Genomic DNA, 18,912 nt, shown 5'->3' on the forward strand with positions numbered 1-18,912 from the left:
AATTATAATTAACAAATTAGTTAAAAATAGACTAATTTGTTTTTTATTTTCATAAAAAAATTATATAATTTTATTACTACAAAAGATTAAAAACAAGGGGGAAATATGTCTAAAAAAATTACAGGGATAGGAGCTTCAAATGGTATTTCAATTGCAAAAATATTCAAAATTGAAGAGCAAAAAATTGAATTAACAAATTCAAAAATTGAAAATGTTGAAGCAGAATTAAATCTTTTTAATATAGCAATAAATAAAACTATAAAACAAATAGAATCAATTAAAGAAAAAGCATCTAAAACACTAAACGAAGAAGAAGTTGCTGTTTTTGATGCTCATATACAAGTAGCAAATGATCCAGCAATTATGGATGAAGTGCAAAACTTAATTAAAAATGAAAAATTGAATGCAGCTTTTGCGACAGAAAATGTAACTAAAAAATTTATTGAAATGTTTTCAAATTTCGATGATCCATATATGAAAGAAAGAGCAGCAGACATTAAAGATGTCGCTACAAGAATTATTAAAAATATTTTAGGTATTGAAATTGTTGATTTATCAGCAATTAACGAAGAAACTATTATTGTAGCAGAAGATTTAACACCATCAGATACTGCACAATTAAATAAGAAATTTGTAAAAGGATTTTTAACTAATATTGGTGGTAGAACCTCTCACTCTGCAATTATGGCTAGAAGTCTAGAAATTCCGGCAATTTTAGGTTTAGGAAATATTACAGAAATAGTAAAAAATAAAGATGTTGTAGCAATGAATGGTGAAAAAGGTGTTGTTATTATAAACCCATCATTAGAAGAAATAAAAGAATTCGAATTAGAATTTAAAAAATTTATGGAAAATAAAAAGGAATTAGAAAACTTTTTAACTAAAAAATCTTTATCAAAAGATGGTAGAGAAGTTACTCTAGCAACTAATATCGGTTCAGTTCAAGATACAGAAGGAGCATTGAAATATAACTCCGATGCTATTGGATTATTTAGGAGTGAATTTCTATATATGGATGCAGAAAATTGACCTTCTGAAGAAGAACAATTTAACTCTTACAAAGCAGTTTTAGAAAAAATGCAAGGAAAACAAGTGGTTGTAAGAACTCTTGACATTGGTGGGGATAAAACTTTAAAATACTTTAAATTCCCTGAAGAAATGAATCCATTTTTAGGTTACAGAGCGATTAGACTTTCTCTTGATAAACAAGAAACTTTTATAACACAATTAAGAGCTTTAATCAGAGCTTCTTATTACGGAAATTTAGCAATTATGTTCCCTATGATTGCAACAGTTGATGAATTCAAACAAGCAAAAGAAATCTACTTAAAAGTGTTGGAACAAGTTAAAGCAGAAGGTCATAAAGTATCTGACAAAATAGAAGTAGGAATGATGGTGGAAATACCAGCAGCAGCAGTTTTAAGTGAACAATTTTGTAAATATGCAGATTTTGTTTCAATAGGAACAAATGATTTAATGCAATACACCATGGCTGCCGATAGAATGAATGAAAAAGTTTCTTACTTATACCAACCATTAAATCCTTCAATTTTAAAATTAATTAAAATGACAATTGACGGAGCACACAAAGCTGGTAAATGAGCAGGGATGTGTGGAGAAATGGCTGGAGATTTAAACGCAATTCCTTTATTATTAGGAATGGGTCTTGATGAATTTTCAATGTCAGCAACAAGTTTATTAGAAGCAAAAAAATTAATTTCTAAAATAGATTATAAAAAAGCTCATACTTTATCACATCAAGCAATTAAATGTGATACAGAAGAAGAAGTAAGATTATTACTTGAAACATTTAAAAAAGAAAATGAAATCATATAAAAAATATTCTGATATTCCAAAAAAATATCGTTTCGATTTAGAAAGTCTTCTTGAAAATAAAAAAATCGAAGATATTATTCAAGAATATTGAATAAGTAAAAATGAAGAATTAAAATATAAAGATTCAAAATATGAAAATATTGAATCTTTTATTTATTTTAAAGAACTAGAAAATAAAAATGAGCTAAAATTAAACAAAATAATTAACTATTTATCTAATAAACTATCTATAAACTCTGTGGACCCAATCATAAGTAAAATTCAAGTAAAATTTGAAAATGATCTAGATGAATTTAATAAACAAAATGGTTCTGAAATAAACCGTTTATACAAAAATATTGACAAAGTCAAAGAATGAATAAAGGATGAAAGACTAAAATCATTTAAATATGAGTTAACACAAATTTTAGATTTCCAAAAACACAAATTAAGCGATGAAATCGAAAATTTTCTTTTAGATATTAATAAAGCAAATCCTGATTTTTCTGAAATTTTTCAAGTTTTAAGTGATGTTGAAACTGATTTAGGTTATGGAATAACTTCAAAAAACAAAAAAATTAAAATTACTCACAGTAATTATTCTTTGTTAATGAAAAACAAAGACAGAAATTTAAGAAAAACTACTTTTAATAGTTATCTTAATTCTTATTTTAAAAATAAAAACACTTATGCAAAACTTTTAATCCAGCATTTTTCAAGAATTTCTACTTTTGCTCTTAAAAGAAAATACAATTCTTCCGTAGAATCCTTTATAAGTGAAGATTATATTGAAGAAAATATGCTTCAAACTCTCTTTAATAATGTTAAAAAATTAAAACCATTATTAAAGAAATTTCAAAAATATGATTCTTTATTTTTCAAAGCTAAATTCAATCAAAAGAAAGAATATTACGACTCATTTGTTGATTTAGTTGATAAAAAAGAAATATATTCAGTAGAAGAAGCACAAGAAATTTATAAAAAATCTTTAAGCATAATGGGACAAGAATATAACGATGTTTCTCAAAAAGCTTTTAATGAAAGATGAATTGATTATATGAATTGTGATGGAAAAACTTCTGGTGCATATTCAATTAGTAATGCTTATGGTTTAGATAAGATATTTATCTCAATGAATTGAGATTACACTTTAGAGTCTGTTTTAACTCTTGCTCATGAAATGGGACATTCAATGCACACATATTACTCCAATAAAAATCAAGATCAAAACAATGCAGAATATCCTATTTTATTAGCTGAAATTGCATCAATATTTAATGAATTAGTAGTTAGTGACTATTTAAAAGAAAATGCTAAAAATGATTTAGCCAAGTTACAAATATTAAGAAAAAATATTCAAGATTTTATTTCCACTGTTGTTAAACAAACCTTTTGATCAAATTATGAGTATCACGTTTATAATGCAATAGACAAAAATCAAGAAATTTCTACATTTGATGATTTAGCAAAAATTTATTCTAACACATATAAAGAATATTTTGCTTCTGGTTTTAAAAATGAAAAAAGTTTAATTTTTGCAACAATTGTTCCTCATTTTTATTTAGATTTCTATGTTTATAAATATGCAATTGGTTTTTTAGTTGCAAATTATTTCTTTAATGATTACAAAATTAATGGACCAAAATCATTAGAAAATTATATTCATAATTTCTTATCAGCAGGTGGAAAAGATAAACCATCTATAATTCTACAAGAAGCTGGAATCAATCTAAAAAATGATGATTTATACATTAATAGTTTTCAAATTTTAAGCAAAAATATTGAAGAATACATAAAATTAGGTAAAAAAATCTTTAAAGTATCATAAAAATTAAGGTTTTTTTGCATTTTTATTATATAATTAAACATATATTAATTTAACAAAAATTTAGTAATTATAAAGATTGTAAAGGATAAAATGAAAAAACATAAATTATTAAAGCCTATTTTAGCACTAAGCACAGTTTCTGCTTCAGTTATTACTTTGATTTCTTGTTCAGACAAAAAAGAAGAAAAAAACTTTTTATATGTAAGTCAAACTAATTTATTTTCTACTTCAGCAGAATTTAACTTTGAATCAAAAAATACAGATTTAAATTTTGATGAATCTAAATATAAGTATAAATTTGAATACAAAAAAGAAGCAGATGCAGATTTCAGCACTTTAGCTAACGAAGATTTTAGAGTAGTAGAAGGTTATAAAAATAAAGCAATAGTTACATTAAAAAACTTAGAACCAGAAACCAATTATTTATTTAAATTTTCAAGAGCTACTAAAACTGGAGAAAATTCATATAGTGAATTTCAACAAGTAGAATTAAGCACAGAAAATGAAAATAAACTCTATGCATTCACAACAACCAAAACTCCAGATATTTCAAGTGGTGACTTTATTTTAACACCAAATAAAACAGCTACATCTACACAAGTATCATTAACTTTTAGTAAACCTGAACAAATAAAAGATAAGAAAGTTTGAGTTGTATTAAGTGAAATTTCATTAGGTTCTACAGGTTATAAACAAACAAAAGAAATAGAAACTAAATCACAATTTTATTCAGATACTTCAAAACCTTTAACTTTTGAATTTGATAAATTACAAGGTCAAAAAACTTATTTAATTTCAGATTTATTAGTTAGTGAACAAAACGAAAGTGATAAATCAAAAGCGACTAAATTATCTTTTGAATCAGAAAGTTTAATTAAGCAATTAACCACTACATCACGTTTAATTAGTGCTCAAAGAGTTGCTTCAAGTGAAGTTGAAAATAGTGATCAAGTTAAAAAACCATTTACAATCGCTTCTAATGTTACATCTATTGAAAATGGTTCAACTTATAAATTAACCATTAGAGAATATGATAGAACATCAGGTAAATTTAAATTAGTTAAAAAAGAAGGTAGTGAGCAAGAAAATTATGTTGAATACACTTCAAGCGTTACAGCAAGTGAAAACAATTTAAATCGTTTCTTATTTGTATTTAACGATATCCCAGAAAAAGGAAAATCCTATATAATTGTTAAATTTGTTAAAGTAACAACAGATAATAAAGAAGAACCTTTAACAATTTTCAGAAATGCTAATAACACTATTATTGAAGACGTATTTATCAACTAAAATAAAAAATTCAAGTTTAATTACTTGAATTTTAATTTACTAAATTTACAGCAACATTGCCATTTTCCTGATTAATATCACTAATTTCCACTTCTACAACTTGATTGATATTAATTTGATTTTCTTGATATTTAGAAGAATGTAAGAAAACATCATCTTTTAATCCTATCTCAATAAAAGCACCAAATTCAGTAATGTTTCTAATTATTCCTTTAAAAATCATACCTTTTTCTAACTCATCTTTATTAACTATATTATTTCTTAAAATAGGATCATCTAAGTCATCTCTAAAATCACGAAGAGGATTAGAAAGATTTTCTAGAATTAATTTTATTTCAAAATATTCTAAATTTAATTTAATTTTAATATTATTAATTTCTTGTTCATTATTTAGATCTTTGAATTTATCATAATTAAAAATAGATAAACCATATAATTCCATAATTTTATATGCTTTTTGATACATATCAGGGTGAATTGAAGTTTTATCTAAAAATTCACTTGATTCATTAACTCTTAAAAAACCAGCAGCTTGTTCAAAAATCTTCTCATTAATTCCAGAAATTTTTAAAATTTCTTGTCTAGAGTTAATTTTTTTATTTTTTTCAATATAAGAAACAATATTTTTAGCTGTTTTGAGGTTTAATCCAGAAATATGCACAAGTAAATCAACAGAAGCAGTATTTATATCTACACCAACACTATTAACACACTGAGAAATTGCAAAATCAACTTTCTCATTTAAAAGTTTAACTGGTATATCGTGTTGATACTGCCCTACACCAATACTTTTTGCTTCAATTTTTATCAATTCAGATAAAGGATCGATATTTCTTCTTGCAATGCTTATTGCTGATCTTTGCTCTACAGATAAATCTGGAAATTCTTTTATTCCGGCTTTAGATGCAGAATAAACAGATGCCCCAGCTTCAGAAGTTATAATAAATTTTATTTCTAAAGAATGTTTTGTTATTAACTTTGAAATAAAGTTGATGCTTTCTCAACTTGCAGTTCCGTTTCCAACTGCGATCAAATCTACCTTAAAATCCTTTATTAATTGCAATATTTTATTTTCTGCTTCAACTAAATCTTGATTATTTTTTGGTTTAGTTGGATAAATAACATCAATTGATAAAACTTTGTTATTAGCATCTACTACAGCTAATTTGCAACCACTTACAAAACCTGGATCTCAACCTAAAATAATTTTATTTTTAATAGGTTTTTGTAATAAAAGTTTTGTTAAATTTTTAGCAAAAATATTTGCACTTGTTTCTTGTGATTTTAATAATAATTCGGAATACACTTGATTTTCAACACTCGGAATCAAAAGTCTTTTAAGTCCGCTTTTAACAGCTTCTTCAATATATTGTTTTCCTTCTCATTCCACTTTTTTAGTGTATTTATTAACTATGAATTCAGTTATAAAATCATTTTTGTATTCAAAAGAATTAGTAATAACTTTCTTTTCTGTAGCTCTATCTATTGCCATTATTTGGTAACTTAAAAGATATTTAATTGGTTTATTAAAACTGTAATAAATTTGATATTTATTTTCTATATCATTTTCTCTATTTTTAAGTTTAGTTACTATTTTGGAATATTTATAAATTAAATCTACTCATTTTTGTCTTATTTCAACATCATTATTTACAATATCAGCAATTATGTCTTTAGCACCTTCAATTACATCTGTAACATTATTAACTTCTTTTTGAGGGTTTATATATTTTTCTGCTTCTTTAGTAAAATTAACTTTTCTATTTAAAGATAATAAAAAGGTTGCAAATCCCTTTAATCCTTTGCTTATAGCAATATTTGCTTTTGTTTTTTTACCTGTTGAGTATGGTTTATAAAGATTTTCTAACTCCACCATTTTTTCGCATTTTAATATACTTTCTTTTAATTGGTCGGTTAAAATTTCTTTTTCAGTTAAGGTTTTTATAATACTTTCTTTTCTTGCTTCAAGTTTTAAATTGTAGTTATATAAATCGTATATTTCTTTTATTTCAACTTCATCTAAACCGTTTGTATAATCTTTACGATATCTAGAAATAAAAGCAATGGTATTTTCCTGTTCAAGAAGTTCAAGAACTCTTTTTATATATTTAGAGTCAATATTTAGTTTTTTTTCTAATTGATTAATAATTTTTTCGTTCATTTTTTCCTTAGTTAAACTCAATTACAAAGTAATGTTTTTTTCCTTTTTTTATTAAAATAAATTTTCCATCAAAAAGGGAAAAATCTATATTTTCGTCTTCGCTCATAATCTTTTTATCATTAAATATTAAAGCTCCCTGTGCAATAAATTCTCTCATTTCCCTTTTAGAATTAAAAATTTTAGTCTCAATCAATAAATCAGAAATAGTCTTATCTTTAGTTTGTAAGAAAAAAGGAATTGAATTTCTTAATTGATTTATATGTTCAATTGTCAATTCTTTAAAATCACCTTTATTAAAGAGAATATTAGTTATTTTAACAGCATTATTTGCTTCAGTTTCGCCATGAATATTTTTTACAACTTCAAAAGCTAAAGTTTTTTGAGCTAATTTGAATGATTTATTTTCATTGTGCTTTTGAATTACTTCTTCAAGTTGTTCCAAACTTAAAAAAGTTAATCATTTTAAAAATTTTTCGACTTCTAAATCATCAGAAGCAAGTAAAAATTGATATAAACTATAAGCAGAAGTTAATTCAGGTTTTAACCATAATGATCCACCACCAGTAGATTTTCCAAATTTTTTATTGTTTTTATCAGTAAGTAAATTTGTAGTTATTCCAAAGGCATTGTTGTTATCTCCAAAAGCTTTTCTAATAACTTCTATCCCTGTTGTGATGTTTCCTCATTGATCAGATCCACCTAATTGTCCTTTAACATTGTAATTTTCATATAAATATTTAAAGTCTCATCCTTGAATTAATTGGTATGAAAATTCTGTAAAACTCAAACCGTTTTCTAATCTATCAGCAACTGAATCTTTTGAAATCATATAATTTATATTTAAATATTTACCAACTGTACTTAAAAAAGTTAGAATATTCATGTTTTGGTAAATTTCTAAATTATCAAAAACTTCTAAATTGAATTTTTTTAACTGATTAATTATTGATTCTTTATTTTTTTTAACTTCATCATCAGATAAAAGAACTCTATCTGATGATCTAAAGGAAGGATCTCCAATCATTCCTGTAGCTCCTCCTACCACCGCTAAGACTTTAACTCCTGCTTTTTGAAATCTTAAAAGGGTACAAATTTGAATATAGTTACCTAAATGTAAGGAAATTGCTGTTGGATCAAAACCAGCATAAATAAATTCATCGTCTTTCATATTAATGAATTTTTCTTCATTAGTAATATCTTTCAAAATACCACGTTTTTTCAAATCATCTACCAATTTTTTTTTCATTTTTCTCCTTTATTAATATTTTACAAAATAAAATAAACTAATATTTTAAAAATATTATATAATATTTTGTATGAAAATCGCAATTATAATAGATTCCGCTACAGGATTAAGTCAGAAAAAAGCAGAAGCAATGGATTTATATTTTTTACCACTTTACATTCAAGTGGATGAAAAAGAATTTGCTGATGGAATAGATTTAGAATCTGGTGAAATTTTAAAATATGTAAATCTTAAATCAAAAGTTTCTACTTCAGCAACTCCATTAGGTCTTGCACATGAACTTGTAGACAAAATTAAAGATAAATACGATAAAATCATTATTTATCCAATTAGTAAAGGTTTATCATCTCAATACTCTAACTTTAAAACTTCATTTAAAAATGAAGAAAAAGTTTATGTTGTTGAATCTAATAAAGTAACTCTTCTATCTATAATTGATATCATTAATTTTAAAAACAATATAAAAAATGGTGTTGATTTCAACTTAGCTGTTGCTAAATTAGAAGAGGATTTTGTTGGAAAATTTTTATTAATTCCTAAATACAATGATGCCTTAGTTAGAGGTGGAAGATTATCTCCTTCTGCTGCTTCAATTGCTAAATTATTAAAAATAGTTCCTGTAATAAAATTAGAAAATGGGATGTTGCAAAAAGAAGGTAAAGGAAGAATTTTTAGAAAAACTTTATTCAATTATTATAAAGAAAATTGAGATAATTTACCTAAAACTAAAGATACTAAAACTGTTATTATTCATTCTGGAAATAGTGAAATAGAAGAAATTAAACAAGAATTTGAAAATTATTCAAATTCTAAAATTGAACTTTTTGATATTCCTAATGTTATCGCTATCCACACTGGTTTAGAAGCTGTTGCTTTTGGAATCATTAATATTAGCGATGAATCATTGGATTTAATTAAAAATATTTTTGCTAAAAAGTAATAAAAAATGAAGTTCGTTGCTTCATTTTTCTTTATTTTTCCTTTATTTTAATGTCTTCTTCTTTTTCTTTTTTCTCTGCTGTGAGAAATATTATTAATTTTTTTATCTAAGAATTTTTCTTTTCTTTTTCCATTTTTAGATTCTTTTCTATACTTTTCTTTAATAATAACACTTGGTTCAGGATTTAGTTTAATTTCTCTTTTGTTGTTTTTAGTGTTTGCAATAAATTCAGCTAAAATTATAGCTAATTCTTCTGTATTAAAAGTTTCTAATAATTTATCTTTGATGTTTGTGTATTTTGCATATTTATTTTTTTCTAATATTAGTTCACATTCTTCAAATATTCTTTTTTCTCAAACAGATTTTAATTTTTCATCACTCGGAACAAGGATTTCTTCAATTTCAGAGTTAGTTTCATTTGCAATTCTTTCAATGTGTAAAATCTCATTATGTTTTACAAAAGATAAAGAATATCCGGTTCTACCAGCTCTTCCGGTTCTACCAATTCTATGTGTATAATATTCAATTTCCTGAGGTAAATCAAAATTAACAACTCACTCAACGTGATCTACATCAATCCCTCTTGCCATAACATCTGTTGCAACTAAAATTGAAATATCTTGTTTTCTGAATTTATCCATTACAAAATTTCTTTCTCTTTGTTGCATATCACCTTGAATACCAGATGCTTTAAAACCATATTCTCTTAATGCATCACTAAGTTCATCAACTCTTTTTTTAGTTCTTCCAAATATAACAACTGATTTAGGTTTATATAATTCAAGAAATTTTATTAAGTTATTTAATTTACTTGATTCTTTCATTAAAACATATTCTTGCTTTATTGTAGAACTTGTAGTTAAACCTTGTGAAATAGAAATTACTTTTGCATCAGTTGTAATCATTTCACTTAAATTCTTAGTTTTTTTATCAAATGTTGCTGTAAAAAAGAAATTTTGTCTTTGCTTTGGAATAAAGTTTAAAATTTCTTTAATTTCTTCGTAAAATCCTACTTTTAATAATTCATCAGCCTCATCTAAAGTAAAGGATTTTAAGGCAGAAAAATCTATATTTAACTTAAATTTTTCTCCTTTTAACAAATCAATTAATCTTCCTGGAGTTGAAATAATGATTTGTGGTTTTTCTTTTATTGCTTGTTTTTGTTTATCATATGAAATCCCACCTAAAATTAATGCATTTTTGATTGCAAAATTTTTAGTAAGACTTTCAAATGTTGTATAAATTTGTGTAGCTAATTCTCTTGTTGGAGCTAAAATTAAATGTTGTATACTTTTATTTTTTTCGTCTGTATTTTGAATTATTGGTATAGCAAAAGCTGCAGTTTTACCTGTTCCTGTTTGTGCCTGACCAATAATATCATTTCCCATTAATGCTAATTCTATAACAGCATCCTGTATTGGTGTTGGTTGATCATAACCCATTTCTTCTATTGCTGTTTCTAATTTATTTATTAAATTAAATTTTTTAAATCCCATTTTTTCCCTTTTTATATTATTTTTACAAGTGATTTTAATCACCTAATTTCCTTTATATTTAGTTTTCTATATTCGCCTTTTTTTAATCCAATATGACTGAGTCCAGCAAATTCAATTCTATTTAATGATTGAACTTTTAAATTGAAAATTTCAAATAATTTTTTAACATGGTGATAAGTCCCCACACTTAAAGTTACTAAATAAGATTTAGTATCTACTTGTTTTACTTCTTGTTTTGAATTTATCCCATCAATAAAGACATTATTTCCATTTAAAAAATCTAATTGCTGTTTTGTTAACGGTTCATTCAATCTAACTCTATAAATTCTTAATATATTATATTTTGGATGTAATAATCTTTGAGTTAATTCACCATCATTAGTTAAAAGAATTGTTCCGGTGGTATTATAATCTAATCTTCCAACAGGGAAAATAAACTTATTTTCCTGTATTAAATCAGTAATAACGGTTCTTTTTTGTGGATCATTTAATGAACAAATTACTTTTTCTGGTTTATTCATTATATAGTAAACATTTTCTTGTTTAAAAAGCGGTATACCATCTACCAAAATTTTATCTTTAAAACTTGCTTTATCACCTAAATTTGCAATTTTTCCGTTAATTGTAACTTTTTGTGCTTGAATTAATTCTTCTGCTTTTCGACGTGAAGCAATCCCTGCTTGTGATATGAGTTTTTGAACTCTTTCTATTTTCATAAACAAAATTATATATTATTTTCGCTTTTTATTAAATAAAAAATCAATCCTTGCAAAGGACTGATAATTTATTTTGAAAATATATCTTTGAATTTGTCGGGATATAAATAAGACATTTTTTTAATAATTTCATCAAAAGCAATTGGATTATAAGATAATTCTCTATTTTTTAAAAATGAATATTTTTGTGTATCAAAAATTAAAAAGTTGCTTGCACTTCAATTGCCACCTTGTGCGTCTAAACCAACTACTTTTGCATCACTATCATAGACTCCACTACCTGAAGAACCGCTATATCAGTCATAATCTTGAACTTCACCTCATATAGCTGGTCTTATTGCATTAACACCACCTTGTGATGAATTTGAAAATTTTATAGGATTATTTCCTATTAAATATTCTCTATATCTTAATCCTGGATAACTATCACTATTTCCTAAAGTTTGAACTTTTGGTAATGTAGCCATATAAAAATTCAAATTGTTAAAGGAACTTAAATATAAAGATAAATCTGAAATTTCTAAAGGTTTTAGTTTTTTAAAATTTAAGAAGTGACGTATAGCATTTTTTTCTTTTTCATTTAGTGAACGATTTTTATATTGATAATGATCTAAATCTTGATTTTCAAAAGTAGTAAATATTGGTTTAAAATCAACAATTGCTATAATAGCATCTAAATTATCATAAGTATTTCTATGGACTACTTCTCCATTATTGTTTTTAAAATCACCGTAATAATTTGCTACAGAATTACTAAAATCTAAAAATAAATCAAAAGTTATTCCTTGTTGATCTTGAGGGATTTCAAAATCGAATATATTTCCATCTGGTTGTAATTCAGGATGCTCTTTATTTGTGTAAATAGGGAAATATTTATTTGTTTCTGGATTAGTAGATGGTCTTGCAATATTTGTAGAAGCTATTAATTGCGGGTGTTGAACAGTTATTCTTTCATATCCTTGTAAATTTTTATCGAGTGTTCCTATTCCGGATTTTCTGTTTGTATTTCAAACGTGGAAATTAACAAAAGCATAAAATCTATAATCGTTAGAATTGTCATTTACTTTTGCAAAAATATTTCACGTTCCATCAGCATCGGAATTTAAACTAAACACACGATTTCTTCCTTCTTCAATAGGTTTTACTGTATTTTCGCTGTATAAACGGCGAGAACGGTCGTTAGCATTAGGTGCATCTATTAATATATTTTTTCTAGACTCAGCATTAATTACCTTGTCTTCAGTTTTTAAATCATAAGTATTTTTATATCCTGTTGATGTGCTTAAAATAGAATTATTATCTATTTTTTGTTGTTGATGAAAAGATATTTTCTCATCTTTTTCACTTTCATTTTGTATTCAATTAACAAAAAACTCACTTCGATTTATAAAGGCAGAGCGATTATTTGAGTGATTATGAACTGATAAAATATTATTAAATTTAATTTGATTATTTTTAGTGTCTAAACTTAATTTTAATTTATTATTTTCTAAAGATAGACTAAACTTAATATTACTTTTAATTTTAGAAAAGATCTCTTGTTGAAATTCAGGATTTTCAGATACATAATCAAAAAGAAAATCAACATTTTCTAAAGTTTTATTTTCTTTAATATTTTTTAAAGATACAGGCACTCTAACTCTTGAATGAATATCATTAAACTCATTTGAATCTTTAAATTCTCTTGGATTTAAATCTAGTTCAAAAACAAATCAAAAAAGGACATTTTCTGCAGGAAAATCATTTGGAATAATAATTGAATTTAAATCTTCAATAATATAGGCATTATTTTTATTTTCATTAATTTTAAAAATAGAATCTTTTAAATATTCCCTTGTTTTAAATCAATGCATTTTTTGATTTATATTATTTTTTTGTAACTTAAAATCTGTATTTTTATTTTTTATTTTTCTATTTGGATATCTTTTTTCTAAATTATAAAAATCAAAATTATAATCTAATAAAGTATTAAAGTTTTCTACTGAAAAATTAATATTGGTTTTCTTATCAGTATTTTTTTGACTTTCTAAAAGCAAATCATGCTTTGCAATTTTTAAACCGTTGTTTATTTGTGAATTATTCTCTACTAGGTTTTCATTGTTGATAAATAATTGATTTTTTAATTTTTCTGAATTATTTCAATTAAAATTATAAGAAAAACTAATGTTTTTATTAGATACATCTTTTCTTGGTAGAAAATTTATAAAACTATGATTATTGACAATATCAATATATTTAAGTTTATATTTTATTTTTTCTTGAAAACCTGCGATTGAAAACTTACTTAATTCACTAAAAGGAATGTAGATTTTTTTAATAGAAGGAACAGAATTAGAAGCATCAAAATTTTCATCTTCATTTATTACAATTTCTGGATCAAAAGGAAAAGTTGGTTTCTTTTTCTTTTCTTTATAAACTTTTTTCTCAACTTCAAAATAAAAAACAAATATTTTGTCGCTTAAAACTGCTAATTGATTTTGACTTCAATTAAAAGAAGATGTTGCATATATTTCTTTAGAATTTTCATTTTTATAAATATCAAAATTTTCTATAGTTAAATCATTAAATAAAGTATTTTCCTTTATAAATTTATATTTAGATTGTAAATTGAAAGAAGATTTTTTATTGTTATTTATGATTAATTCAGTTACTATGAACTCATTTTGATAGTTACTTAATAGATTAGGATTAAAGCTCAATTTATTTCCGTTTATGTTTAAATCAATATATTTACTTCATTGATTATATTGATCAAAACTTTTTACTAAAACTTTAGCACTAGAAATGTTTTCAGAAGTGTTATTGATAATATTTAAATTTATTAAATTAGAAGAAACTTCAATTGAAGAAATGTCTATATTGGAAACTTCATTAGTTGTAATTGAAGTTTCTTTCTGTATTGGTTTAGTTACTGTGTTATTTAAATAAGAAAAGTATGAAGTGTAATAACTATTTTTGTTTAATAAACTATCTTTACTTATTTCTGAAAAATTAGTTGAATTATGCACATTAATTTCTGTATTTTGAATTAAATTAGCATTTTGAAGTGTAAAAATATTACCATAATTTTCTATTGATTTATTAACATCTTCTACATCAATTCCTTGTTCTGGTTCCTTTGGATTATTATTTGAAGTTTCTGTATCATTATTTTTTAATTTGACAACAAATTCCTTTGAAAAATTTGAATTATTATTAAATTTAATTCATTGATTATTAACTTCAACTTCAAAAAAATTAAATTCATAGGTTCCAGCTTCTATATTATTAATTATAAAATAATAATGATTATTTGATGAATTTAAACTAATTTCAGAAGAATAAATTTTATTATTATTTTCTTTATTTATAAAGGAAATTCTTGAATTTTTGTTTACAAAAGAATCTTTAACTTGATTTAATGTTATCTCAAAATTATTTGAAGTATTTTCTGTATTATTTTCTAAAATAATTTCTTTTTTAGCTATAGTTAACTCATTTACTTGATCAATTAAAAAGAATGTTTTAAAAGAAAAATTATTGCTGTTATCATTATTGGTAAATATAACATTGTCTTTATCATCTGTATTAAAAGTAATCTTTTTTATTCAATAATTTGTATTTTCTAATAAGTTATTTGCATTTACTTTTATTTTAATTTTGTTATTTTCTAAAAATTCATAACTTGCTTTATATGTTTGATTATTATTTAAAGTTACTTTAAAATTTTCATCTGTTTTAATACTATTTAAATTTTTACTATCGAAAATTAAACTGAATTCAGCAAAATTATAGTCCCTTCTTACAATTGAAAAAATTGAATTTTTAAAATCAAATTCAGGTTTTTCTTTAATTTTAATTTCATCTGATGGTTTTGTTTGGTGTAAGGTTTTAAAAGAAATTGTTTTATTCTTTAAAATATTTAAGTCATTTAAAAAAATTTCTGAAATTTGATATTCAGTATTGCTTTCTAATTTATTGAAAATAAAAGAAAATTGAAGTTTACTAGAATTTATTGGAAATTGTTTTAAATATCCGTTTTTAAATTTAAAACTTAAATTGTAGTTTTTATTTTGATCTAAATTTTCTATTTTTAAAGTCAAATTAATGCTATTTTCCTTTATATTTGAAATTTTATAATCTTTTAGTTCTTCTTTATTAATAGGTTTGTTTATTGTATCTGTATTACTTTCATTAGTTTGATTACATGAAACTATTAATATAGAAGTACTTGATAAAATGATTGGACTTATTGCTCAAATTTTCTTTTTCATAATTCTCCTCAAATATTTATATATTTTAATTATACATTTTCTTAATTAAAATGATTTAAAAATTAAAATAGTTATAAAAATTTTTTTATAAAATACAATTTAGTATAATTAATAATAAATAAATTATTAATTAAAGAGGTAAAAATGCTCAATATTATCCTATACCAACCTGAAATAAGTCCAAACACAGGAAATATAATAAGAACTTGTTTTGCTCTTGGAGCAAAATTACATATAATCAGACCCATAGCTTTTATTTTAGAACCAAAATGATTAAAAAGACCAGCAGCAGGTAAAAGACTAAGTGATATTAGACATGAAATTCATAATAATTATGAAGAATTTAATCAAAAATATAAAAATCAAAAAATTTATTACATAACAAGATATGGACAAAAAACATATAGTGATGTCAATTTTAAAGAAATTGATCAAAATGGTCAAGATATTTTTTTAATGTTCGGAACTGAATCTACAGGAATTCCTAAAAAAATATTACAAAAAGATTTACAATCTTGTTTAAGAATACCCATGGTTGCTGAAAACAGATCAATAAATCTAGCTAATTCTGTAATTCTTGTTGCATATGAAGTGATGAGACAATTAGACTTTAAAAACCTTTCTTTATTTGAAGTTCAAAAGGGAAAAGATTTTATTTCTAATGATAATTAATTCGCTAAAAAATCAAAAAATTATTGATTTAAACAAATTAAAAATAAAGAAATATAGAGATAAAAGTAACTTATATTTAATAGAAAATCCTAAAATAATAGAAGAAGCACTAAAACAAAATCTCATTGAAGAAATAGTAACTTCACAACAAGAAGTATATGAAAAATTTTCTACAAAATTAAAAATAAAATCTTTTTTAGTTACAGAAGAAATAATAAAAAAACTTTCTTTTACCGATACACCACAAAACATTATTGCTGTTTGCAAAAAAAATACTAATAATTATGATTTTTCTTCTAAAATTGTTATTTTAGATAATATACAAGATCCAGGTAATTTAGGGACCATTTTAAGAAATTGTCAAGCTTTTGGTTTTAAAGATATTATAGTAAAAGGTGTAGATATTTATAATGAAAAGGTTGTAAGATCATCCCAAGGAGCATTTTTCTATTTAAACATTATTCAAACAAATGATTTAGTTTTTTATTTAAATCAACTCAAAAATAAGTATTGAATTTATGGAACGGTGTTAAAAAAAGAAAGTGTAGAATTATCTAATATAAAGAAAAATAAAGAAAAAATAGCAATAATTTTTGGAAACGAAGGAAATGGAATAAGTTCTGAAATTCAAAATTTTATAAATGAAAATATTTATATAAAAATTGATTTTGAATCATTAAATGTAGCAATAGCAAATGGTATAATTTTAAATCACTTTAAGGAAAACAATGATTAAAAGAATTAAAGAAAAAATTTTAAATCAACAATTTGACATAGTTTTAAATGGATACAATCCAGAACAAGTTGATTGATTTTTAGATCAAATTAACGAAGAATTTGATAGTTTCATCGAAAATCAAAACAATCTTGAAACAGAAATTAATAATTTAAAAAATGAAAAAAATGAACTTCAAGAACAAATTGAAATACTTCAATTAGAAATTAATAATTTAAAAAATATTTCTGGAATTAGCGATAAAAAACCAAAAGAATAAAAGGAACTGCAATAGTTCCTTTTATTTTATTTATATAAGTTTGTCAAAAATATCTTCACCAGTTTCAACTAATTCTAAATCAAAATTTCTAGCTATAATATTTCCAGAAGTTCCCAAACCACTTAAAATTCCAAGATTTCTTTCTGAACCTTTAAATGATTTAGAAAAGATTGTTAGTGGTAATGCTTCTCTTGTGTGATTACTTCCTGGGAATGAAGGGTCATTACCGTGATCTGATGTAATTATTAATAAATCATCTTCATTCATTGCATTAATTAATTTTGTTAATTTTATATCAAATGAATTAATATTATGAGCATATCCTTCAAGATTTCTTCTGTGTCCATAGTGTGAATCAAATTCAACTAAATTAACAAAGATAAACTCATTTTCAGTATTTTTAGAAGCAATTTCAATTGCTACATCCATATTTTCGTTATCACTTGCTGGTGGAAATACTTCATCAATTCCTTGACCAACAAAAATATCATTAATTTTACCAACAGCAATTGTTTTTATACCTTTAGCTTGCAATTGATTTAAAATTGTTTGTTTTGGTGGCTTATTAGCATAATCATGACGATTAAAAGTTCTTGTAAATTCTCCATTTTCTCCAACATATGGTCTTGCTATTACTCTAGCAACATTTCATTCAGGATTAGAAGAACAGATTTCTCTTGCTGCTTTTGCATATCTATATAAATTTTCAAGTCCTGTATATTTTTCATGACCACAAATTTGTAATGTTGAATCAGGAGAAGTATAAACAATGATGTGACCTTTTTCAATTTCTTCATTTCCTAATTCAGCTAAAATTACTGTTCCACTAGCTTCCCTGTTTCCGATGATTTTTCTACCATCAAAAGCTTTTTCTAATTTGCTAATTAGTTCTTGTGGAAATCCTTTTTCCACAAATTGTGGATTAGGAACTTTAGTTTCAATTCCCATCATTTCTCAATGACCAGCCAAAGTGTCTTTAGCATTAGATTTTTCTACTATTCTTGCCATATATGCTAAATGATTTTTATTTTTTTTGCCATAATTATGAAGTTTAGTAATTTCTCCAATACCTAATTTTTTTCAAGTAGGAATTTCTAATAAATTACTTTCACTTACATGGAATAGAGTATCAGCACCTTGATCACCAAACTCTTTTTGTCTTCCATCATCACCAATTCCCAATGAATCAGTGACGATCATAAAAATTCTTTTAAATTTTTTTTGCATTTTTTTCCTTTTATAAAAATTTTAAATTAACTTTACCTTTAAATTATATTACTATTTTGTTTTTTAAACCTAAATTTTTACTAAATTTCTATACTTAGTTAATTTTATTGTTTAATTCATCTATATATTTGATCATTGTTTTAACATCTATTTCAAGTAAATTGAAAATTTCCTTTTGCTTTTTAGTAAGGGAATTTTTTCTTATATATCTTGTTGTAAATTTTGTAACTTTAATTTTTCTTAATTCATACATCATCGTGTTAAAAGAGGATG

At 23.9% G+C, this 18,912-nt stretch carries 13 protein-coding genes; 7 read left to right on the forward strand and 6 right to left on the reverse strand.

What is annotated here, in order from left to right; genetic code table 4:
- Window positions 1-105: 105 nt before the first annotated feature.
- From ptsP to ACXX84_RS02085, 3 genes are all read left to right on the forward strand, one after another.
- Complete coding sequence (ptsP, locus tag ACXX84_RS02075; RefSeq protein WP_458561076.1) at window positions 106-1,836, forward strand: phosphoenolpyruvate--protein phosphotransferase; 1,731 nt, start codon at window positions 106-108, stop codon at window positions 1,834-1,836.
- A complete protein-coding gene (locus ACXX84_RS02080; protein WP_458572807.1) occupies window positions 1,823-3,643 on the forward strand; it encodes a M3 family oligoendopeptidase in 1,821 nt (606 codons plus the stop codon). Before ptsP ends, ACXX84_RS02080 begins: the two co-directional genes overlap by 14 nt.
- Window positions 3,644-3,733: 90 nt before the next feature.
- On the forward strand, window positions 3,734-4,933 hold the full coding sequence (locus ACXX84_RS02085; RefSeq protein ID WP_458561078.1) for a hypothetical protein: 1,200 nt from the start codon (window positions 3,734-3,736) through the stop codon (window positions 4,931-4,933).
- Window positions 4,934-4,964: 31 nt separating this feature from the next.
- On the opposite strand, the gene ACXX84_RS02090 is transcribed toward ACXX84_RS02085, so the two are convergent.
- Window positions 4,965-7,094, reverse strand: coding sequence for a Tex-like N-terminal domain-containing protein (locus ACXX84_RS02090; protein WP_458559402.1), 2,130 nt, complete (start codon window positions 7,092-7,094; stop codon window positions 4,965-4,967).
- A 7-nt stretch (window positions 7,095-7,101) separates the two neighbouring features.
- Window positions 7,102-8,340 (reverse strand): tyrosine--tRNA ligase, encoded by a 1,239-nt coding sequence (gene tyrS / locus ACXX84_RS02095; protein WP_436359147.1) that lies wholly within the window; start codon window positions 8,338-8,340, stop codon window positions 7,102-7,104.
- Window positions 8,341-8,410: 70 nt separating this feature from the next.
- Between tyrS and ACXX84_RS02100 the strand changes: the two genes are divergently transcribed.
- Window positions 8,411-9,280, forward strand: a complete 870-nt coding sequence (locus tag ACXX84_RS02100) for a DegV family protein (protein WP_458557667.1) — start codon at window positions 8,411-8,413, stop codon at window positions 9,278-9,280.
- Between the two features lie 47 nt (window positions 9,281-9,327).
- Here ACXX84_RS02100 and ACXX84_RS02105 read toward each other — a convergent pair whose 3' ends face one another.
- The 3 genes from ACXX84_RS02105 to ACXX84_RS02115 form a co-directional block, all read right to left on the reverse strand.
- Window positions 9,328-10,776: a DEAD/DEAH box helicase gene (locus ACXX84_RS02105; RefSeq protein ID WP_458557668.1), complete on the reverse strand. Its 1,449-nt coding sequence runs from the start codon at window positions 10,774-10,776 to the stop codon at window positions 9,328-9,330.
- Between the two features lie 11 nt (window positions 10,777-10,787).
- Window positions 10,788-11,492: a pseudouridine synthase gene (locus ACXX84_RS02110; protein WP_436359142.1), complete on the reverse strand. Its 705-nt coding sequence runs from the start codon at window positions 11,490-11,492 to the stop codon at window positions 10,788-10,790.
- 68 nt (window positions 11,493-11,560) lie between these two features.
- Window positions 11,561-15,745 (reverse strand): hypothetical protein, encoded by a 4,185-nt coding sequence (locus tag ACXX84_RS02115; protein WP_458572808.1) that lies wholly within the window; start codon window positions 15,743-15,745, stop codon window positions 11,561-11,563.
- 144 nt (window positions 15,746-15,889) lie between these two features.
- On the opposite strand from ACXX84_RS02115, the gene ACXX84_RS02120 reads away from it, so the two are divergent.
- The 3 genes from ACXX84_RS02120 to ACXX84_RS02130 are packed head-to-tail and all read left to right on the forward strand — an operon-like array spanning window position 15,890 to window position 17,412.
- Window positions 15,890-16,417: a tRNA (cytidine(34)-2'-O)-methyltransferase gene (locus ACXX84_RS02120; RefSeq protein ID WP_436359140.1), complete on the forward strand. Its 528-nt coding sequence runs from the start codon at window positions 15,890-15,892 to the stop codon at window positions 16,415-16,417.
- Window positions 16,407-17,153: a TrmH family RNA methyltransferase gene (locus ACXX84_RS02125; protein WP_436359139.1), complete on the forward strand. Its 747-nt coding sequence runs from the start codon at window positions 16,407-16,409 to the stop codon at window positions 17,151-17,153. The genes ACXX84_RS02120 and ACXX84_RS02125 overlap by 11 nt, the downstream gene beginning before the upstream one ends.
- Entirely contained in the window at window positions 17,146-17,412 is a 267-nt protein-coding gene (locus ACXX84_RS02130; protein ID WP_436359137.1) for a DivIVA domain-containing protein, read from the forward strand. Before ACXX84_RS02125 ends, ACXX84_RS02130 begins: the two co-directional genes overlap by 8 nt.
- Before the next feature lie 30 nt (window positions 17,413-17,442).
- On the opposite strand, the gene ACXX84_RS02135 is transcribed toward ACXX84_RS02130, so the two are convergent.
- Window positions 17,443-18,639, reverse strand: coding sequence for a phosphopentomutase (locus ACXX84_RS02135; protein ID WP_436359133.1), 1,197 nt, complete (start codon window positions 18,637-18,639; stop codon window positions 17,443-17,445).
- Window positions 18,640-18,912: the final 273 nt, after the last annotated feature.

This window comes from Mycoplasma sp. AC157, from assembly GCF_054343415.1.